This window comes from Paenibacillus amylolyticus, assembly GCF_036894225.1.
Classification (GTDB): domain Bacteria; phylum Bacillota; class Bacilli; order Paenibacillales; family Paenibacillaceae; genus Paenibacillus; species Paenibacillus amylolyticus.
Map to the genome: position 1 here is coordinate 3256186 of NZ_CP145892.1, position 20770 is coordinate 3276955.

23 protein-coding genes are annotated in these 20770 nt (G+C 43.4%); 14 read left to right on the top strand and 9 right to left on the bottom strand.

All coding sequences use genetic code 11. The annotated features are described in order from the left end of the window. Window positions 1-552, top strand: coding sequence for a TlpA family protein disulfide reductase (locus V6668_RS14600; RefSeq protein WP_338708951.1), 552 nt, complete (start codon window positions 1-3; stop codon window positions 550-552). Window positions 553-739: 187 nt separating this feature from the next. Here the strand turns inward: V6668_RS14600 and metE are convergent, their stop codons facing one another. Beyond that, on the bottom strand, window positions 740-3034 hold the full coding sequence (gene metE, locus V6668_RS14605) for a 5-methyltetrahydropteroyltriglutamate--homocysteine S-methyltransferase (RefSeq protein ID WP_338708779.1): 2295 nt from the start codon (window positions 3032-3034) through the stop codon (window positions 740-742). Between the two features lie 200 nt (window positions 3035-3234). On the opposite strand from metE, the gene V6668_RS14610 reads away from it, so the two are divergent. Then, window positions 3235-3894 carry a hypothetical protein gene (locus tag V6668_RS14610; protein ID WP_338708780.1) on the top strand — a complete coding sequence of 220 codons (660 nt, stop codon included), beginning with the start codon at window positions 3235-3237 and terminating at the stop codon, window positions 3892-3894. A 116-nt stretch (window positions 3895-4010) separates the two neighbouring features. Here V6668_RS14610 and V6668_RS14615 read toward each other — a convergent pair whose 3' ends face one another. Further along, window positions 4011-4676 (bottom strand): MBL fold metallo-hydrolase, encoded by a 666-nt coding sequence (locus V6668_RS14615; protein ID WP_338708781.1) that lies wholly within the window; start codon window positions 4674-4676, stop codon window positions 4011-4013. Window positions 4677-4894: 218 nt separating this feature from the next. On the opposite strand from V6668_RS14615, the gene V6668_RS14620 reads away from it, so the two are divergent. After that, window positions 4895-5365 (top strand): GNAT family N-acetyltransferase, encoded by a 471-nt coding sequence (locus V6668_RS14620; RefSeq protein ID WP_338708782.1) that lies wholly within the window; start codon window positions 4895-4897, stop codon window positions 5363-5365. A 101-nt stretch (window positions 5366-5466) separates the two neighbouring features. On the opposite strand, the gene V6668_RS14625 is transcribed toward V6668_RS14620, so the two are convergent. After that, entirely contained in the window at window positions 5467-5832 is a 366-nt protein-coding gene (locus V6668_RS14625; RefSeq protein WP_036608870.1) for a winged helix-turn-helix transcriptional regulator, read from the bottom strand. A gap of 105 nt (window positions 5833-5937) precedes the next feature. Between V6668_RS14625 and V6668_RS14630 the strand changes: the two genes are divergently transcribed. Next, window positions 5938-6795 (top strand): arginase family protein, encoded by an 858-nt coding sequence (locus V6668_RS14630; RefSeq protein ID WP_338708783.1) that lies wholly within the window; start codon window positions 5938-5940, stop codon window positions 6793-6795. Between the two features lie 144 nt (window positions 6796-6939). Beyond that, window positions 6940-8118 (top strand): MFS transporter, encoded by a 1179-nt coding sequence (locus V6668_RS14635; RefSeq protein ID WP_338708784.1) that lies wholly within the window; start codon window positions 6940-6942, stop codon window positions 8116-8118. Between the two features lie 87 nt (window positions 8119-8205). Here V6668_RS14635 and V6668_RS14640 read toward each other — a convergent pair whose 3' ends face one another. After that, complete coding sequence (locus V6668_RS14640; RefSeq protein WP_036608062.1) at window positions 8206-9018, bottom strand: undecaprenyl-diphosphate phosphatase; 813 nt, start codon at window positions 9016-9018, stop codon at window positions 8206-8208. A gap of 241 nt (window positions 9019-9259) precedes the next feature. Between V6668_RS14640 and V6668_RS14645 the strand changes: the two genes are divergently transcribed. From V6668_RS14645 to V6668_RS14665, 5 genes are all read left to right on the top strand, one after another. After that, window positions 9260-10258 (top strand): ABC transporter substrate-binding protein, encoded by a 999-nt coding sequence (locus tag V6668_RS14645; protein WP_338708785.1) that lies wholly within the window; start codon window positions 9260-9262, stop codon window positions 10256-10258. A gap of 186 nt (window positions 10259-10444) precedes the next feature. Further along, window positions 10445-10870 carry a MarR family winged helix-turn-helix transcriptional regulator gene (locus tag V6668_RS14650; RefSeq protein ID WP_091016387.1) on the top strand — a complete coding sequence of 142 codons (426 nt, stop codon included), beginning with the start codon at window positions 10445-10447 and terminating at the stop codon, window positions 10868-10870. 137 nt (window positions 10871-11007) lie between these two features. Then, on the top strand, window positions 11008-11652 hold the full coding sequence (locus tag V6668_RS14655; protein WP_338708786.1) for an SDR family oxidoreductase: 645 nt from the start codon (window positions 11008-11010) through the stop codon (window positions 11650-11652). 51 nt (window positions 11653-11703) lie between these two features. Further along, window positions 11704-12048, top strand: coding sequence for a rhodanese-like domain-containing protein (locus V6668_RS14660; protein ID WP_338708787.1), 345 nt, complete (start codon window positions 11704-11706; stop codon window positions 12046-12048). Window positions 12049-12160: 112 nt separating this feature from the next. After that, complete coding sequence (locus tag V6668_RS14665; RefSeq protein ID WP_338708788.1) at window positions 12161-13183, top strand: NADH:flavin oxidoreductase/NADH oxidase; 1023 nt, start codon at window positions 12161-12163, stop codon at window positions 13181-13183. 123 nt (window positions 13184-13306) lie between these two features. Here the strand turns inward: V6668_RS14665 and V6668_RS14670 are convergent, their stop codons facing one another. Next, a complete protein-coding gene (locus tag V6668_RS14670) occupies window positions 13307-14230 on the bottom strand; it encodes an AraC family transcriptional regulator (protein WP_100526197.1) in 924 nt (307 codons plus the stop codon). Window positions 14231-14519: 289 nt separating this feature from the next. Here V6668_RS14670 and V6668_RS14675 point away from each other — a divergent pair, with 289 nt between their 5' ends. Further along, window positions 14520-15098 carry a TetR/AcrR family transcriptional regulator gene (locus V6668_RS14675; protein WP_047842905.1) on the top strand — a complete coding sequence of 193 codons (579 nt, stop codon included), beginning with the start codon at window positions 14520-14522 and terminating at the stop codon, window positions 15096-15098. A 98-nt stretch (window positions 15099-15196) separates the two neighbouring features. Here the strand turns inward: V6668_RS14675 and V6668_RS14680 are convergent, their stop codons facing one another. Further along, window positions 15197-15610: a MerR family transcriptional regulator gene (locus V6668_RS14680; protein WP_422395261.1), complete on the bottom strand. Its 414-nt coding sequence runs from the start codon at window positions 15608-15610 to the stop codon at window positions 15197-15199. A gap of 191 nt (window positions 15611-15801) precedes the next feature. On the opposite strand from V6668_RS14680, the gene V6668_RS14685 reads away from it, so the two are divergent. The 3 genes from V6668_RS14685 (at window position 15802) to V6668_RS14695 (ending at window position 18002) form a co-directional block, all read left to right on the top strand. Then, the gene (locus V6668_RS14685) at window positions 15802-16842 is read left to right on the top strand and encodes an NAD(P)-dependent alcohol dehydrogenase (protein ID WP_047842906.1); all 1041 of its coding nucleotides are present in this window, start codon (window positions 15802-15804) and stop codon (window positions 16840-16842) included. A 186-nt stretch (window positions 16843-17028) separates the two neighbouring features. After that, window positions 17029-17502 (top strand): HIT family protein, encoded by a 474-nt coding sequence (locus V6668_RS14690; RefSeq protein WP_338708790.1) that lies wholly within the window; start codon window positions 17029-17031, stop codon window positions 17500-17502. Between the two features lie 128 nt (window positions 17503-17630). Further along, window positions 17631-18002 (top strand): iron chaperone, encoded by a 372-nt coding sequence (locus tag V6668_RS14695; RefSeq protein ID WP_047842909.1) that lies wholly within the window; start codon window positions 17631-17633, stop codon window positions 18000-18002. Window positions 18003-18077: 75 nt separating this feature from the next. Here V6668_RS14695 and V6668_RS14700 read toward each other — a convergent pair whose 3' ends face one another. The 3 genes from V6668_RS14700 to V6668_RS14710 form a co-directional block, all read right to left on the bottom strand. Beyond that, window positions 18078-19058: an aldo/keto reductase gene (locus V6668_RS14700; protein ID WP_036608033.1), complete on the bottom strand. Its 981-nt coding sequence runs from the start codon at window positions 19056-19058 to the stop codon at window positions 18078-18080. A 231-nt stretch (window positions 19059-19289) separates the two neighbouring features. Continuing rightward, window positions 19290-20168 (bottom strand): SDR family oxidoreductase, encoded by an 879-nt coding sequence (locus V6668_RS14705; protein ID WP_074095023.1) that lies wholly within the window; start codon window positions 20166-20168, stop codon window positions 19290-19292. Between the two features lie 146 nt (window positions 20169-20314). Continuing rightward, on the bottom strand, window positions 20315-20632 hold the full coding sequence (locus V6668_RS14710; RefSeq protein WP_017688544.1) for a winged helix-turn-helix transcriptional regulator: 318 nt from the start codon (window positions 20630-20632) through the stop codon (window positions 20315-20317). Window positions 20633-20770: the final 138 nt, after the last annotated feature.

A 20770-nucleotide genomic window follows, 5' to 3' on the forward strand; every position in this document is an offset into this window, starting at 1 on the left:
GTGAGTTTATTGCAGAAAAAAAGTTTTAAAAGCAGACGTACACTTACAATTTTGATTGGTGTGATCGCATTGTTAGTTGGTACATGGGCTATTTTCGAAAATGTATCGACACCCGAATCTCAGCGAGGTAACGCCATTGAAGCTGGTGCCGTGGCCCCTGAGTTCACAGCGGTTAATTCAGCAGGCGAACAGGTCAGCCTGTCCGATTATCGGGGCAAAGCCGTGATGATTAACTTTTGGGCTTCATGGTGCACACCTTGTGTAAGGGAGATGCCGATTGTTCACCAGATTGCTCAGGACTATCAGAATGACGTGGAAACCCTGTTTGTTAACGTGGGGGAATCGAAGGGCACGATTCGTGAGTTTATGGATAAGCAGGCGTTTGATTTCCCGGTGATCATTGATGTGACGGGCAACATATCAGGTATGTATCGTATAACGGGTTTGCCCGCAACAATGGTTATTGATAAGGATGGGGAGTTCCGTCACATACTGCTCGGTGAACTGACCGAAGATACACCATTGCAGCAATGGCTGAAAGATAGTATCTAGTTGTAAGCGTTGGATGGTGAGAAAAGGGGCAGGAACGCCAGAGATTGTCATGTTACAAGTGAAATGAATTTACGTTAAAAGTAACTACAAAATATAACTACAAAAAGTAACCATATAAAAAGCCGGACACCCATTTAACGAAGGGGTGTCCGGCTTTACTTTTGAAGTTATCCTGCTTCGCAGCCGATTACAATACAGCAGCTGAAGCGTGATTGTTACGAGCGATTCTGGTTGCGTCAACCATGTTACGCAGAGAAGCTACCGTTTCTTCCTGTCCACGGGTTTTTAATCCGCAGTCCGGGTTAATCCAGAACAGCTTCGGATCAAGAACACGCAGGGCACGTTCAATCATGCTGCTCATTTCATCCACACTTGGAACACGTGGACTATGGATATCATATACGCCAAGACCGATACCGAGCTCATACGTATTTTCTTCAAAACTATGAATCAGTTCACCGTGACTACGGGATGTCTCAATGGAGATAACATCTGCATCCATAGCTTCAATGGAATCAATCATGTCATGGAATTCGCAATAGCACATATGTGTATGGATTTGCGTCGTTTCGTGCACTGTGCATGTAGAGATACGGAACGCTTTGACCGCCCAAGCCAGGTAATCGGCTTGTTCATTTTCTTTCAGCGGAAGCCCTTCACGAACAGCCGGCTCGTCAACCTGGATCATGCCAATGCCTGCCTGTTCAAGTGCCTCGACTTCCTGTCTCAACGCATACGCCAATTGATAAGCAATCTGCTCACGAGCAATGTCTTCGCGTACGAATGACCAGTTCATGATGGTAATCGGGCCAGTCAGCATGCCTTTAACAGGGCGCTCTGTCTGCGATTGGGCATATTTCGTTTCTTCCACTGTCATTTCACCCGTAAATGCAACATCACCGAAGATAATAGGTGGCTTCACGCAACGGGAACCATATGATTGTACCCAGCCAAACTGTGTAAAGGCAAAACCTGCAAGTTTCTCGCCAAAGAATTCAACCATGTCGGTACGCTCAAACTCACCATGCACCAGTACGTCAATTCCGATCTCTTCCTGAATCTTAATCCAGATATCAATCTGCTCCCGGATGAAGGCAGCATACTGCTCGTTGTTCAATTCGCCTTTACGCCACAACTGACGTGCTTTTCTGACTTCAGCAGATTGTGGGAAACTACCAATCGTTGTTGTCGGGAAGAGTGGCAATTGCCATTTGGCCTGTTGGGCTTCATGACGCTCTGCAAAAGGACGGGAGCGCTCCGGCTGTTGAACACTGATGGAAGCAACGGCTTTCTGTACAGCGGTACGGTTCCGATCTTCGGATTGCTGAAGCGCCTGAAGTGGAAGCTCTGCTTCGTCTATTTTGGCGGTAATCTCTGCACTTGGTGAAGATAAGGCTGTAGTCAAAAGAACAATCTCATCCAGCTTTTCATCTGCAAATGCAAGTGCATTCTTCAGTTCAGATGTAAGTTTTGCCTCACGGTCTGTCGTTACCGGCACATGAAGCAGGCTGCAAGATGATTGCACGATGATACGTTCAGGTGTCACGAACTCAGTTAATTCATTCAGCAAATTCAGTTTTGTTTGAAGGGAAGCTTTCCAGATCCCACGTCCATCAATAATACCTGCTCCGAGCACTTTGTCTGCCGGGAAACCGGATGTCCGAATAGATTGTGTGTTACCAGAGAGTCCGTGTACAAAATCAAGTCCTACACCTTGAACTGGCAGTGCAACAATATCGTTGTAGTTTTCGACAGATTCAAAGTACGTTTGCAGCATGATATTCAGACCTGGAACGGCTGCTGCAAATGTTTTATATATTTTATTCAGACGCTGTACGTCTTCATCGCTTAATTTGGTTACCAGAATAGGTTCGTCGACCTGCACCCACTGAACGCCTTCGCTCGCAAGTTCTTGAAGCAATTGAGTGTAAAGTGGAAGCAAGCGGTCCAACCAAGCGTCTGTCTCGGATTTATCATAGCCTTTGGAGAGCTTCAGGAAGGTTAACGGTCCAACGATAACCGGCTTGCTTTCAATGCCGAGTTTTTCTTTTGCTTCACGATAAGCGAGAAGTGGTTTGTTCTCCGTCAGAGTTGGGGAAGCCCCGTCCAGTTCAGGTACAATGTAGTGATAGTTCGTGTTGAACCATTTGGTCATTTCACTTGCTGCGGCATCTTTCGTTCCTCGTGCAATGCCATAATATACGGACAATGGAACGGAACCACCATCATAAGCAAATCGTTTAGGGATAATGCCAAACATCACAGCTGTATCCAGGATATGATCATAATAGCTAAAGTCATTCACCGGAATGATGTCGATGCCTTTTGCTTGTTGCTTGCGCAAATGATCGATGCGGATCTCTTGCAAACGTGCGTGAAATTCTGTTTCCTCCAGCTTGCCTGCCCAGAACGCTTCCAACGCTTTCTTCCATTCCCGATCAGCACCAATACGCGGATATCCCAATACACTACTTTTTGTCATCGTTTAAAACCCCTCTGCTTTTATGTTACACAAAATTTATCACAGATCCGGAGTTATAATGTAATTCCATTAAATTATACCTAGTTATAGCCTGAGGCTATATCCAAAGGCGTGTTCAGCATGAAGTATAGAACTTGAAGAAGTCATTACGTTTGAAATAGACATCACTAATGTTACAATGGTGAACTATGTTCATACGAATGATTGAAAGGAAGGCGGTACGCATGAATCTGTATCATATCCAGTCGACTGTGCACGGAATCAACAGAGTAGCATCATTTCTGGAGGATAATTACATTGGAATCGCCTGGTCAGGTACAGGGGATCTGGAGCATACCCCTCCGGAGCTATGGAAGGAACAGTTGGTTCAACACTACCCCTTGGATGAAGCAGAATTGGCGAGCACACTCGCGACATTACATATGTTTGGTAACCTCATGCAGGATGGAGATTATATATTAATTAGCGATGATGAATGGACGTATGTTGGGGATATCGGGGATTATTATTACGACGATTCCGCTGGTTCTGAAGAGGACTTGATCTGTCACCGTCGCGGAGTTACATGGTTGGGTCGTATTCCTCTCGCGGAGCTGAATGACAAAGTGCAGGCACTGCAAAATGATTCAGCCATCCTTGCGAAGTTTGAGTATCCCATATCACAAGCACAGCTGGATCGAGGTCTTGCAGTCAGCATAACAGCCGAAGCAACGAACTCTCTCTCAACAGGGGTAGATGAAGCCACGATTCAAACAGCTCTCCAGGTGCTGAGAGAAGCGTTACACAGTGAAGAAGAAGAGCTGCGAATTCGTGCTGCTACAGCCATTTTGCAGTATGCCAAACAATTAATAAACCCATAACTATATAAATTGAACTAAACATTTACACAAAACGGAGAGGACAGAAAGAACCTGTAGAAGCGGAGCGTTCGCCTACAAGCTTTCTGCAAGAAGCTACATCGGTAGCATACTATTCGTTAGTTCATTTTATATAGCTCTGAGATCTGTTCATTTACATTCCTATGAGTTAGTCCTCCGTGATAACAAACCACAGATGTAATGTCGAGTTCGATATACTTTTTCAAAGAGATTCGAGCAGTCTCTGTATCCAGCGTAGTAGGTTCATGAATGCCTCCAAGCATGCCGTCTACACTGTACATTGAATCTCCGGCGATGAGCGTCTTGCTGTCCATCAAATATAGACTGATATGACCTGGCGTATGACCAGGTGTATGAATAACGCGAATTCCGCCGCAAAACGACAGTTCCTGACCATCAGTCACCGTTTCATTTACTTTGCCCATTGGAGGATGCTCAAGGTGACCATCTTTGAGAAGAGGGAGCTGTCCCTCAATATATGGCTTATCCAGCTCATGCGCATATATCTTAACTTGTGAGCCACACTCTTTCAAAATCTCGGGAAGACAGCCGATATGGTCCACATCCTGATGCGTCAAAATCACTGCCTTAAGTTGGTTGATCGGCACGCCTGCCTTTTCGAGTGCAATACGCAAATCGTCATATTGTCCAGGGAATCCGGTATCAATTAACACAACCATTTCTTCATCCCATATCAGAACAGGGTGAATTATATTCCCCTCAAAATCAAGCTGTAGCATCGCTATTCCCTTTGAAATTTCCATAATATCAGACCTCCAAGAATTTAAATTCATATACATCGTTGCTCTTTATATTTCTTATGTAAACGAATAAAGACGGCAATAAGATACGTTCGGGTATTTATAGGGTGTACTTATAGAAATATTCAATGAATGGGGGAATTGACGCTTGCTGTTGGGAATGATAATTTAGATATATCATTTAAACCAATAAGTCCAATAAGATAAAGGGGGTATGTGGGATGACATATATCGTGCATGCAGCAGCTGAAGATATTCGGAGCGAGGATTCGCTACTATTGATCAAGGAACTGAGTGAAGAACTCGGTTTGTTATATGGCGGTGATGGAACGGCGGGATTTCAACTGTCAGACGTTGAGGTGCCACGTGCGGCTTTTATCGTTGCCAGGATCGACGGGTATCCGGTCGGTTGCGGAGCACTTAGACCCCTTGATGATACATCTGTAGAGGTTAAACGCATGTATACACGCAGTGGTTACCGCCGTAAGGGAATTGCCCAGGCTATATTGGCCGAGGCAGAGCGTCTTGCGAACGAACTTGGTTATACGAATCTGAAACTGCAAACAGGTCCCTTGCAACCAGAAGCTGCAGCGCTGTATGAGCGTGTAGGGTATTATCGAATTCCTGTTTTCAGTGGAAATTGGGACAGAGTGTTGGCCTACCAGAAAGATCTGATACACGAAAAAGTATAATTCTACGAATATAAAAGTAAAAAGTCGCCGATTGGCGACTTTTTGCATTTTACATACTGCATTTACTCCAATTATCTCATCTGAAATATAGACAAAAGCGTTCAATCCGTTGCGCTATTATTGATCGAAGGTTCTTGATGTTGGACACCCCATTCGCATAGTCCTTCCAAAACGGGCAATAACGTTTCAGCTTTGGCTGTCAGACGGTACTCGACTTTAGGAGGGACTTGGGGATACTCTTTCCGTTCGACCATACCATCTGCTTCTAATTCTTTGAGTTGTGAACTCAGCGTTTTATACGTGATAGCGCCGATCTGTCTTTTTAGTTCATTGAAACGGACAGGTGGGTTTTCTGCCAGAAGATACAAAATCACCATTTTCCATTTACCACCAATAACAGACAACGTATATCCAAAAGGGGTATCTTGAATGTTTTTAACTTTACCGTGGTATTCAGCCATACTCATCATTTACACTATCCTTCCGGGTAGTACCTATCATAAAAGACCGTACTATTTATTTGTTTGGGCTCAGTTTATACTAACCTTACTTTGAAGTAAAGGAGATTTACGATGACTCAAAAAACAATACGTCTGCTTATGCCACAATGGCAAGGTGGAGATAATCCTAACTACTCTTTTGGAGCGGAGCTGCTTGCATGGCTTGCACCTGACAATGATCAACCTCTCATTCATGTTCCTGTTGAGGCTTATGATGGAACATCTCTGGTAAGCGAGAACGGGATAAAAGGCAGAACACATCTACTTCAGCAATTGCAGGCTGCCCAGCATATTATTCAAGCTCACCAGCCCGATCGCATTGTCATGTTTGGCGGTGACTGTTTGGTTGAACAAGCCCCGTTTGCTTATTTAAATGCACGATATGGCGGAGAACTGGGTTTGATATGGATTGATGCACATGGTGATCTGGTTAGATACGAGGGCTATGACAACGGTCATACTTTACCGCTCGGAAACCTTCTTGGGGAAGGCGATCCGGAGTTTGCCAAACATGTGAGTGTCCCCTTGAAGCCCGAACATGTCTTCATGGCCGGGTTGACAACCCCCACGGAACAGGAAACCGAACTGATTCAAAGATTGGGTATCCGAACGGCTGGAACTGAAGAATTAACCCATGGCATGGATTCGATTAAGAAGTGGATTAAAGAGACTGGTATCAAACATCTGGCAATTCATCTTGATCTGGATGTGCTTGATCCCAACATGTTCCGCTCATTGTTATTCGCCAAACCAGGGGAACCTTATGTGTTTTCATCAGCGGGAACCATGCAAATACCTCACTTGCTTCATCTGATCAAAGAACTGTCTGAAGAAACAGATGTAGTTGGATTAGGGATAACTGAGCATATGCCGTGGGATGCCATTAACTTGAAGAATTTGCTTGGAGAAATACCTATCCTGAACCAGTGATATAGGTAATAAGTCGCCAGAATATATCAGAATACTGATATAAGGAGTCAAAATATAGGAAGATTACAGATAGAAATATCAATATTATTATATGGGTGGTTCGACGAGAATCAGAAATTAAACAAACTGAGGAGAGACACCCAGATGGTCACGTTATTGTTAATCATTATTTATCTCGCATTTATAGGGCTGGGATTACCGGATGCTTTACTTGGCAGTGCCTGGTCCGTTATGAAAAACGATATACATGCGACAACAGAAATGGCTGGTTACATATCGCTAATCATTTCATTTAGTACAGTAGTGTCCAGTCTAACGGCCAGCCGATTGTTACACCGGTTCGGAACGGGTAAAGTCACAGTATTCAGTATCCTCTCAACAACGATCGCGCTGTTGGGATTCTCATTTTCTGAGAATTTTGTGTTTTTACTGATTCTGGCGATCCCTCTCGGCTTAGGTGCAGGTTCGGTGGATGCGGCACTAAGTAATTATGTAGCATTGCATTTCAAGGCCAAGCATATGAACTGGTTGCATTGTTTCTGGGGAATTGGCGCAGTGACAGGCCCACTCGTTATGGCATATTGGCTGAATCAAGCAAACAACTGGCGTGCAGGATACGTTACTGTAGCGTTGATTTTGCTTGGGATCGTGGTGGTCTTATTATCAACTTTGTCTCTATGGAAGATTTTTGAGAAGGGAAGAGTAGAGGGTTCAGGCGATGAGAAGAAACGCGTAAGCAACCGTGAGGCCATACGTATCCCCGGCGTGAAAATGTCGATGATTGCGATGCTCTGTTACAACGGTTCCGAAACTGCTGCCGGTCTGTGGATGGCTTCTTTCTTCATTGTTAGCAAAGGAGTTTCTCCAGGCACTGCCGCAGCACTATCCTCTCTATTTTTCATTGGCATTATCTTGGGACGTGTAATCTCAGGTTTTCTTTCGACTCATGTATCCAGCAAAAATCTCATCAGATATGGTGGAATCGTCGGATGCTTCGGATTAGTTATCCTGGTTATGCCGATTCCTTACTGGATTGCCGCAGGGGCTTTATTTATCGTGGGATTGGGCGGAGCACCGATCTATCCGAGTATTGTTCATGCGACACCGGAACGCTTCGGTGAGAAGGCATCTCCAAGTGTAATTGGACTTGAAATGGCCAGCGCCTATACAGGTTCAACACTCATCCCGTTAGGTATGGGACTTATAGCCAGCCAATGGGGAATGTCAATGGTACCCCTGATCCTGCTGATTCTGTTCAGTGTTATGTTCGCGGCTACAGAGCTGGTTAACAGAAGCAACAAGCCTACGCGCCTGACCGTCTAGCTCTTGCTATAGGTCATTAAGGTTCTGCCACTATACAACAAAGGAACAACCATCGCTGGTTGTTCCTTTTGGTGTGTGGACTATTTTTTATAAGAAGATCAGTAACAATGTTCCTGCAGCAAAACAGTAATACGAAAAGTATTTCAGATTGCCTTTGGCCATAATGCCCATAAACCATCTCATGGAGAAATACGTGACAAAGAGTGTCGTGATGAATGCGATCAGATAAGGGATAGCCAGTTGTGATCGATTCGGATCATTGGCAATGTCGGATACCCCCATGATAAGTCCGCCAATACTGATGGGAATGTACAGCATAAAGGAGAACTTCAAAGCTGTTTCCTGTTTCATGCCAACAGCGATGGACGCAATTACAGTTGCCCCTGAGCGGCTAATCCCCGGAATAAGAGCGACCGCCTGAGCCAGACCTACCAACAATGCATCTTTCGTAGACAGATCACCGTCTTGCTTGCGACCACGAAGATTACGAATAAGCCACAAGGCAACCCCGGTGATTAATAGCGCGATGGAAACGGTATATACGGATGAGAAGATTTCTTCAATCCGGTCCTTGAACAGGACTGCAACGACAGCAGCAGGGATCGTACCAATAATTATGTATAAGCAAAACATGAAGTCTGCTCGATATTCTTCTTTACGAGTACGCAGGTAACCTAATGCACCAATAATCAACTTTTTGATATCTTCCCGGAAAATAAAAATAATAGCGATAAGTGATGCTGTGTTTGTTAAAATCTCAAATGACAATCCATTCTGCTTGATGCCCATAAGTTTCTGGGCGATGATCAGATGACCGCTTGAGGAGACGGGGATTGGCTCCGTCGCACCTTGAACAATACCTAAAAACAAATACTTTAACCACAATATAATCTCTTCCATGTTTTCCTCCTTGATTACGTTTCATTGGCTTTTCAAAACTCTCTTTTTTAATAAAAAGTGAATGGTTTACTCTATTGATGATAGCTGTTTAACTTGGTGACTTGCAAGTTAGAGTTCATAGAGGGGGTGAAATAAACATAGCTTGTCAAATCCTGCAGAGCATGATATCGTTGATAACGATTATCAATATCAACGAAAAGGTGGGTTTATTTTGCGTAAACAGATAAAATCAATATGGATCATGATGGCACTTATCTTGCTGATTGTACTTAGTGCATGTGGTCAGTCTGCTACGACCAATAGTACAACCGGGGACAGTACGAATGCGGCTGCGGAGACAGAAACCAAGACGAACTCGGATTCAGCTTCTCCCGCTGAATCAACGGCAACTGCCGAAGAGGAACTTGTTACATATCAATCGGATGCAGGCGAAGTACAGGTACCGAAGAATCCTAAGCGCATTATTGATTTGACATCATTTTCGACAGGCTACTTTGTTGCTCTGGATGCACCGGTAGTCGGCGCTTTATCAGGAGCGATGGACAACAAATATATCAAGGATCAACTTGCAGCGGCGGGCACAAGTGATCTGGGTCAAGAGCCTACACCAGAGAAACTAATCAGTTTAAAACCTGACTTATTTATCGTGTACACTGGAACAGAGGGCATCGACAAGCTGGAGCAGATTGCGCCTGTTGTACAGATTGCATATGGTAAGCGAAATTTCAAGGATCTAATGCTTGAAATGGGTAAGCTCACCAATAGAGAAGACGCAGCGAAAGCTTGGAATGCTAAATGGGAAGCGAAGATCAACGAACTGAAGCCCAAGGTTCAGGAAGCTGTAGGAGATCGTACCGTTTCCATACTGAATCCATACGCCAAAGGATTATTTGTATTTGGTCATAACTATGGTCGAGGCGGTGAAATTATTTACGGGGAGTTTGATCTCAAGGCACCGGCCAAGGCCCAAGCTGAAGCGATTGACAGCGGAACTGGATGGGCTTCGATCTCCATGGAACTATTACCGGAGTATGCGGGGGATATCATCTTCACCAGCCCGTGGTCGGGAGACACAACCGATCCAAAGATCGTATATGATAATACATTGTGGAAAAAATTGCCTGCGGTGAAGGCGAATCATGTGTTCCAGCTTGATCCGACTTCAGACTCGTACAACGATCCGTTAACGTTGGAAGGTCAGCTACAATTTATTTCCGATAGCCTGCTTACCGCGAAGTAAGATTAGACTGCATAAATGGTAATACTGGAGCATTTCCAAATGTCGTTACAAGACGGGGAAATGCTCTTCTTATATGCTTAGGATGTTATACACGTCGATCTTGGATGGATTTTGACCAATGTAATTAAGCTTGATACAATAGGATAACAGCTGATGAACATTAAATATCAAGTGGGGTGATCTAGATTGCAGCAAAAGAGTGAACGTTTGAATGTTTGGTTGGCTTTCTCTAACATTCATACCCATCTGAACGAGAAGCTGGAACAAGCTCTGCTTCAACAATATGACTTATCTTTGAAGGAATTTTATGTGTTAAACTTCATATATAATGCGGAGGGTAAGGAATTACGCCTACAGCAACTTCAAGATCTGGTGGGGTTGAGCCAAAGTGCTACTTCCAGGCTCGTCGTTAGGATGGAAGCCAAAGACTGTGGGGCTCTGGAAAGACATGCATGTGAAGATGACCGGCGTGGCATTTACACTCGAATTACGGAGCTTGGAGAGAATAAATACAAGAAAGCACTTCAAACGTTTAATCAGGTCTTGCAAACTGAATTGGAACAGGATGGATTTGAGACTCGATTAGAGAACCTCACTAAAGAATTGTTCTAAGGCTAGGGTGAATATAGGGTAATGTAGTCATTTACCCTATAAGAAGACTTGACACTCATTAATATATCCGTTAAATTAAATGCATGCGCATGAATTTAATATGGATGCGGTGATTTTGTATAAAGGAGGTATTGAACATGAAGGTCTTCGTTGTAGGATCAAATGGACAGATTGGTCAACAGCTTATTCATCTTTTGAAGAATAGTGAAGAACACATCGTTCTTGCCATGGTACGAAAACAAGAACAGGTAGATTCATTTGCAGCACAGGGTGTGGAAACGGTGCTTGCCGACTTGGAAGGTACGGTTGACTCACTTGTAGCTGCTGTAACGGGTTGTGATGCCATTGTATTTGCAGCTGGTTCTGGCGGTACAACGGGATATGATAAAACACTCCTGATTGATCTGGATGGTGCCGGGAAAACCATTGAAGCGGCTCAAAAAGCGGGTATTGATCGATTTATCATGGTGAGTGCGATCCAAGCCAATAATCGTGAGAACTGGCATGATAACATCCTTCCATATTATGCAGCGAAACACTATGCTGATAGATTGTTAGAGATCAGTGGATTAACATATACCATTATACGTCCAGGGATTCTAATGAATGAACCTGGAACAGGTAAAGTTACTGCTGCTGAGAATATCACAACCGGTAACATTGCTCGTGAAGATGTAGCTCATGTGATTTTGGCCAGTTTGAGTGAGAAGAATACCTACAAGCGTTCATTTGATCTAATCGCTGGTGAGGATACAATATCTGAGGCATTGAGTGGGCTTTGATCCAAAACAAAATTTTCGACGATATCTGATGAGTTAAGAGAGGGCTATACAATGATTATGTTGATGCTTTTGACCTTCATATTAGGTATCTTCATCGTTGTACGTCAATTTTGGCCAGTGCGCAATCTTGAATATATAGATTATCAAGTATTTCTTAGACAAGAGCGTGATTTTCGGCAGTATAAAGTGATTGATATTCGAGATGCGACGGATTATATGGCTAATCCTACTCCGGATACGATTAACATCTCGTTGGGACGCCTTGCTTTCACATGGGAAAAATACCTTCTTCGAGAAGATAACGTAATTATAATGTCACCTGGTATGCTTCAATCCAAAAAGGCTGTTCGTATTTTGCGAAAGCATGGATTTGAATGTCTTTATGTGATGAGGTAAAAGATATATGTGAGTTCTAAATCATACGGAGTTATTAATTGTAGGCATTAATTCGATGCTTGCGCATGCATTTTTATTATTCATGATTCATGAAAAGGGGAGTTTTATTTTGATGACAGATTTGTTTAGTCCATATTCTTTTAAAAGCCTAGAGCTTAAAAACCGTGTCGTAATGGCTCCAATGTGCCAATATTCAGTTGAGCGAAAAGATGGTATTGCAACAGATTGGCATTATATGCACTACGTTAGTCGTGCCGTGGGAGGAACAGGTCTCATTATCATTGAAATGACAGATGTGGAGCCGGATGGCCGGATCTCAGATTATGATCTTGGACTATGGTCTGATGAACAGATCCCGGCTCTGAAGCGGATCGTCGATGCGTGTCACAGTTATGGTGCCAAGGTTGGTATCCAGATTGCTCATGCGGGCCGAAAAGCAGAAGATGCTGAAGTTCCAGTAGCTCCGTCCGCGATCGCCTTTGATGAGAATTCCAAGCAACCTAGAGCGCTCACAACGGATGAAGTTAAAGGAATGGTAGAAAAATTCCGGAGTGCTATAGCTCGTGCTGTAAAAGCGGGATTTGATGCAATTGAGATTCATGGTGCACATGGTTACTTGATTCATCAATTCCATTCTCCACTAACAAACAAGCGAGAAGACGAATATGGTCAAGATTTAACGCTATTCGGCCGGGAGATCATTCAGGCTGCAAAGGCAGAGATGCCCGAGGATATGCCCTTGATGATGCGTATTTCAGCCAAAGAATACGTCGAAGGTGGCTATGGCATTAACGAAAGTTCCGAGTTTGCCAAGGCATATAAAGAGGCAGGCGTTGACGTATTTGACATCTCATCTGGTGGAGAGGGACCTATTGGTGCATCGGGCAGACCAGGAACTCACGCAGCTTATCAAGTACCTCTCGCTAAAGCAATCAAAGAAGCTCTTGATGTGCCTGTGATTGCTGTTGGAAGGCTGGATGACCCGAAATTGGCAAATGCAGTCATCGGAAATGAAGAAGCTGATCTCGTTGCAGTCGGAAGAGGGCTGTTAAGAAATCCTTACTGGGCCTTGGAAGCTGCGTCTGCTTTGCGCAAGACAACGGACGTTCCAAAACAATATACAACTGGTTTTTAATGTAACGATTAAAGATCTTCATTAATCCTTGCATAAGAGAAGGACTCCGACTGTCAAAACAGAAGGAGTCCTTTTTGAGGTTAAACTAGACGAGGTAAAGGAACGATACTAGCCAGTAACCAGTCAAGAGATGGTACTGGTCTCATCGGTTTTACTTCGCAGGCGTTTAATATCTTCTCTGGGTGGGAATCCGAACATGCGAGAATATTCACGACTGAATTGGGAAGGGCTCTCATAACCTACCTGAAATGCTACATCTGCTGCATCGGTGGACTTGGATAATAACAAGCGGCGCGCTTCTTGCAGCCTCAATTGTTTTTGAAACTGAATCGGACTCATGGCAGTCACTTCTTTAAAGTGTCTGTGTAGCGAGGCAGTACTCATATTTGCCAAATCCGCCAATTCCTCAACCCGAAAATTCCGCTCAGAATGATTCATAATATATTCAATAACGTCTCTGATTCGATAGGTATGGCTGCCCTCCATGGTAGCTTGTTCCAGGGCATTCCCATGTGGGCCTTTCAGAACTTTATAGAGAATTTCCTTTTTGAACAAAGGAGCGAGCAGCGGGATATCTTCTGAATGATCCTCCAACAAACGGGCTAACCTGAAGACTGCATCCAGCAGAGACGGCTCAGCTTGGCTGACAAACATGGCACGTCTCGTTGTTTTCCGCGGTCTTGCTGGGAAATCGGAATGGTTCAATACCTCCAGAATCTCACTGGATGTGAATTCAAGTTTCAGGGCCAGATAGGGAGCCTCAGACGAGGCTTGAATTACTTGTCCACTAACCGGCAAGTCAACGGTTGCCACGATATAACTTCCTGGACCATACCGGAAACGATCCTGTCCCAGCAGGACCTCTTTCTCACCCTGAACGATAATGCAAAAGGATGGTTCATTCACTCTAAATATAGGTTCAGTAACAACCGATTCACGGATTAGAAATAATGAAGGGATTGCCGTAGGATGTACCCCATCCTTGTCAGAATAACGATCAATGAGTGTGGCTAATTCGTTTTGTTGTTCATGTATTTGATCAGACATGCAAAGTTCTCCTTTTTTCCTCACAACATAATAATCACATTCTATCTTATATTGACCGAAGGCGGTAGAAAACGGATAGGAATAGGCAAACATTTGATGTGAATGGATAAGACATTCTGATTGCTGGTTACATAATCACAAGTACACAGGTCATGATATACAACAAGTACAGAAGATATACACTTACGGTTCAGCTAATACATGATCAGATGAGAATGAGAAGGGTATCTGCATCTTTTATTTACTGATCGTTCCCGATGTGTTAGATTGATTTTGGGAGGGAAGTCGAATGGCTAGAAGTAAAGAGTTTGAAGTGAATGAAGTATTGGATAAAGCAATGAAGATCTTCTGGGAACAAGGTTACGAGAAAACGTCGATGAGTGACCTGGTTGAGCATATGGGAATTCATCGCAGAAGTATATATGATACATTTGACGACAAACATTCGCTGTTTTTGCAGGCAATGGATCGTTACAGAGGTAAGGTCAGCACCACATTACTTGCAGAAATCAAGGCATCCAAGACGGCAGTGGAAGCACTGCATAAAATCTTCGAAGTTATGATCAGTGAAGCAGAGGATACGCCATCGGGATGCTTGATCGTGAACTCCGCCGTAGAGCTTGGTACACGCGATCCGGACGTGGATACACGATCTCTTGATTCATTTAATGAAGCAGAGCAAATGTTTGAGCAAATCATTCAATGGGGGCAGCGGGAGGGAGAATTCTCTTCTGATCATGATGCGAAGGAAATGGCAGAGTACCTGCACAATATTTCTGTCGGCATCAGAGCCATGGCAAGAACCTCGACGGAAAAAGAAAAACTAAACCGTATTATCCATGTAACGATGAAACTTTTGGAAAAATGATGAGTAGAGACATACCCAAAAAAGTAGCTTGAAATCCGTTAGAGGACTTCAAGCTACTTTTTTGTGCGCTAATTTTAGAAAATAGAAAGTATGAACCATTAATTGGTGATGGCATTTTCCATCGGTTTAATTTTGTGAATCTCTTCGGTCCCAGCCTCCAAAGCTGTTTCGTAGTAGGAGCGTTTGTGCTCGATGACTTCCATGGTTCTTCTTAGTTCCTCCATTTGTGCTTCCACAATAGCTTTTCGCTCCGTAAACATGTCATATCTTTGCTTCAGCGAGGAGTCCCCCTCAGAGCACCATTCAATAAAGTCCTTAATGTCTTTAATAGGCATGCCGGTCATCTTCAGACATTGGATGATCTTTAAAAAGTCAATGTCGGAGTCTTTGAACAAACGTGTTCCACTCGTGGTACGTTCCACAAAAGGCATGAGTCCTTCCTTGTCGTAGTAACGCAATGTATATACCGTAAGGTCTAATTTTTTGGCAACTTCACCGATTGAATAGGTCATTTTCATAAAATTCCTTTCTACTGGGGGTAGACTTCGAGTTAACTCTAGGATGATCCGAGTGAATTCTACCATGTTGGATTACTGGATGTCAAAGTACGTTGGAGATAAAAAAATAAGATAAACATTTGACCTAGAGTTAACTAGAGGGAGTAAGATTATTTTGAACTTTAAATTACTAGGAGGTTATCCCATTGATTATAGCTAAAGCCAGAGCCGTTGACGGACCAGACCAACAATTCAGAAGTGCTGAAATTAAACGACGTGATCTGGATACTAATGATGTATTAATTGAGATTAAATATGCTGGTATCTGCCATTCTGACATCCATACTGCCCACGGTGAATGGGGCCCTGTGAATTATCCACTTGTTCCTGGACACGAGATTGCCGGGATTGTAACCGATGTAGGAACAGGGGTCTCCAAATATAAAGTCGGTGATCGAGTAGGAGTCGGATGTATGGTTGACTCTTGTGGCGAGTGTGATAACTGCCGCAAAGGTGAAGAGCAATACTGTCTCAAAGGAAATATTCCTACTTACGCTGGTGTAGACAAATACGGTGAGCCTACGCAAGGTGGATATTCAACTCACATTGTTGTCGTAGAGGATTTCATCGTGCGCATCCCTGATAACATTGCACTTGATGCTGCTGCACCTTTGCTGTGTGCCGGTATTACGACGTATTCACCACTTCATCACTGGGGAGCTGGCCCAGGTAAGAAGGTTGCCGTTGTAGGTATGGGTGGTCTAGGTCATATGGCTGTCAAAATTGCACATGCGATGGGTGCGGAAGTAACGGTTCTCTCCCAATCCTTGAGCAAAAAAGAAGATGGACTGCAATTTGGTGCAGATCACTACTTTGCCACCAGCGAGCCGGAAACATTCGAGAAACTTGCAGGCACATTTGATCTGATGATTAACACGGTAAGTGCGAATATTGACATTAACGCTTATTTCTCACTGCTCACACTGGATGGTACACTCGTGAACGTGGGTGCTCCTGCAGAGCCTTTAGCTGTTAACGTATTCTCACTCATCGGCCATCGCCGTTCATTCGCGGGTTCCATGATTGGTGGCATTCGTGAGACACAGGAAATGCTTGATTTCTGTGCAGAACATGATATTGCACCTAACATTGAGGTCATCTCCGCCGATCAGATTGACGAAGCATACAAACGTGTACTGGCTTCCGACGTGAAATATCGCTTTGTTATTGATATCAGCACCATGTAATTGTGAAGTGTGCAATAGTGATAGTTAAAGATAGTAGAAAGCAGCCGCCGCCAAGGTCAGCTGCTTTTTGCTTTTCAGTTTGTTAATTGCTGATCATTCTACAACCCGTGCTCTTTTCGCAACGAACAGAAGATACCTGCGTCTAATAACTAGTGAAGTAAACATGAAGGGAGTGGAATGAGAAAGATGACAGTATCATTTTCACATCAGCCGGAAGGGTACGAATGTCCATTTTGTCGTATTTGGGGTATCGAGCGACCTGATCAGGGAACAAAACAAAGGGATATCATCTATCAAAATAAAAAGGTAACGGCATTTATAGCGGGCAAATGGTGGCCAAACAATAAAGGACATGTTCTTATTGTTCCGAATCAACATTTCGAGAACATCTTTGAACTCCCTGCGGATTACGCTGTTGAAATTCACCGTGCGGCTCAGCTTACAGCATTTGCAATGAAAAGTACATATGAATGTGATGGGATTTCGACACGGCAACATAATGAACCTGCTGGCAATCAAGACGTGTGGCATTATCATCTCCATGTTTACCCTAGATACGTGAATGATCAACTTTATGTGACAAATGGTTCTCCGTCCGATCCAGATGAACGCGCTTTTTATGCTGATCAGTTGCGATCTTGGATAAAAGAAAACATTTAAAGTCTAGCAGGCTGCTCATTTTTTGTTGAGTTATCGGCAGATAAGGGTTTTTGAATTTGATATTCATGATAGAATAAGATTGAATTGGACAATATAAGTAGTAGATTTCTTGTTATAGGGGGAAACTAATGGAGACCTTTGCAGAATTTATAGCACGCATCGATAACCCGGAACACCAGGCACGAACGGAAGAAGTTTTGAACTGGGTCACTGAAAAATTCCCGAATTTAAAACAAAAAATAGCCTGGAATCAACCGATGTTTACCGACCATGAGACCTTTATTATTGGCTTTAGTGTATCCAAGCAACACTTGGCTGTTGCTCCCGAGAAGGCAGGAATTAATCGTTTTTCGGAAGAGATCACACAGGCGGGTTATGATCACACCAAAGAGTTGGTGCGGATGAAGTGGAAACAGGAGATTGATTTTTCGTTACTTGAGAGAATGATTGAGTTCAATATAGCGGATAAGGCAGAATGTTCAACATTCTGGCGTAAATAAATCGCGATATAAAAAGAAGACCCCCAACTTCCGGATGCGGAAAGAGGAGGTCTTCTGTACTTTAAGCTTAAGCGATTATTGAGCACCTACTACGGGGTGAGGTACATAAGGCTCTTCAAGGAATGAGACGTCTTCTGAGGTCAACTTAACGGAAAGAGCACCTACAGCATCTTCCAGATGCGATATTTTGGTGGCACCGATAATTGGAGCCGCTACAGTGTCTTTTTGCAGCAACCACGCAAGTGCAATGTGTGTACGAGGGACACCGTATTTTTCTGCAATGGATGCAACTCGTTCAACAACAAGCCGATCCGCATCACTTGTCGCATTGTACTTGGATTTCTGAATTTTGTCTGTCTCGGATCGCAGTGTTGATACGGACCAGTCACGGGTTAACCTGCCTGAAGCAAGAGGACTGTAGGGAGTCACACCAATCTTTTCTTCCTTGCATAAAGGCAACATTTCTCGTTCCTCTTCACGGTAGATGAGATTCAGGTGGTTTTGCATGGAGACAAACTTGGTCCAACCATTTTTCTCTGCTACATGTAATGCTTTTTGGAACTGCCATGCAAACATGGCCGAAGCGCCAATATATCTCACTTTACCGGACTTCACCACATCATGTAAGGCTTCCATGGTTTCTTCAATAGGCGTATTGTAGTCCCAACGATGGATGATATACAGATCCACATAATCGGTTTCCAATCGTTTCAGGCTTTTATCAATCTCACTCAGGATGGCTTTTCTGGAAAGACCAGAACCGTTGGGTCCTTGATGCATTTGTCCGTGTACTTTGGTAGCAATGACAACCTCATCCCGATTTGCATAATCTTTTAACGCCCGACCAAGATACTCCTCGCTTGTACCCAGAGAGTATACATTCGCTGTATCGAAGAAATTAATGCCTAGATCCAGCGCTTTCTTTATCACCGGGCGAGAATTTTCTTCATTCAGTACCCATTCATGAACCCATTTACTGGCATCCCCAAATCCCATACATCCTAGGCAAAATCGAGATACGTCCAAGCCTGTATTACCAAGTTTCGTATATTCCATGTCATGTTCAAATCCTTTCTAATGTTTATTATTGCCACCTGTAGGGTGATCTATATACACATTATTATGTCATAACGAAGGGAACAACCTGTACCACATTTCTATCAAAGTTTTGCCTAATCCTATCAGAATCTCTGAATTTGAATCAGTTGAGCCCATTAAAGTTCTCATATAAAAAGAACAAGCCACTCGTTTCTCCGTTGGAGATTCAAATGGCTTGTTCATAAAATATTATTTAATCATTGTTTGATGAATCCAATCGCTTATTTTGGTTAATTTAAGATTGGCTTTGATATTATCATCTAACTCTTCATACCGTGGAAGAAGATCTGTATGCCCATCAATCCATTGGTACAATCCTTTAAGACCTGCTGCTGTCTCACTTCCCAACAAAGGCTGAATCGCTGCTTCAAAATGATCAAAAGGAAGAGACATGAAGCTGATCTTTTCACCTAATACAGCACTGAATTGTTCCGCTAATTGTGTACCTGTCAGGGCTTCTAATCCGGGGGCTGGGATAATGCTTCCTGCCAATTCCGAATGAGTCAAGGCATAATAGTGGAATTGAGCTGCATCGTTTAAGCTAATCCAGGAGATCGGCTTGTCTGCTGGTACCGGGTAGGCCAAAACGCCATTGTTCAGTATTCCGGGAATCAGGAAGTTTTCCAAGTATACAATGGGTTCCACAATGATATATGGAAGACCACTTTGCTGCAATTCGTGGATAACTTCACGTTTCAATTCAATTCCTTTGGAATGGGTGATAGGGTCAGGAACATAGGTACCTGTGTTAACTACAATCAATTTAACGTTTGCCTGTATAGCAGCATCAATTGCATTTTTAGTATATTGTCTGATCTTATCCGGATTGAACTCCACCGGCAGGTTCAGGAAGACTTTACTTACACCTTCATGCGCCGTATGGAGCTGTTCCACATCTGATAGATCCCCGATGAAAGCTTCAATGTTTTGTTCCTTCAGTGTGTTGGCTGTTGCCTCATTTCGAGTAATCGTGCGAACTTCACAACCGTGTTGAACGAGTAATTGAGCGACAGCGCCGCCTTGGGAGCCCGATGCTCCATATACTAAAAATCGATCATTCTGTGTCATAGTGGTCAATAACTTCCTTTCAATATGTGATTGGAATGAATGAGTTAACACTCAGCATTGACCTCAGCATAACGGATTTAGAATAGGAGCGTAAGTACGCACATTAATGATATAAAGTATCCATTGGGATACTATGGGAAGGCGTTTTACATATGTTTCGATCCCCAATCGCCTAGCTGAAACAAGATCGAAGTCAGGCTTTGTCCTTTTTCTGTAAGGGAATATTCGACTTTAGGCGGAACTACAGGGTGGGTAACACGGTTTATTAAACCAGCTTCTTCAAGTTCTCGTAATTGCCTGGTTAACGTGCGATGCGTGATGGGGTCCAGCATTTTCTGTAATTCATTGAATCGAATTGTTGAATGGCGGATGAGCCGATTTATAATTAATAACTTCCATTTCCCACCAATCATATTGACTGCAAACTCAACAGGACACCGGTCCTCCACAGGTTCTATATTCATATTTATGTATACCTCCCAAAAGCATCAACTCATGTTTTGTTCATTTTATCGAATTTATAAAGGGGTGTATAGCTTACAGCGCATTCAGGATATGAACCGTGCCCAGGACACAAAAAAAGATGCCCCTAGTGTAGCTCG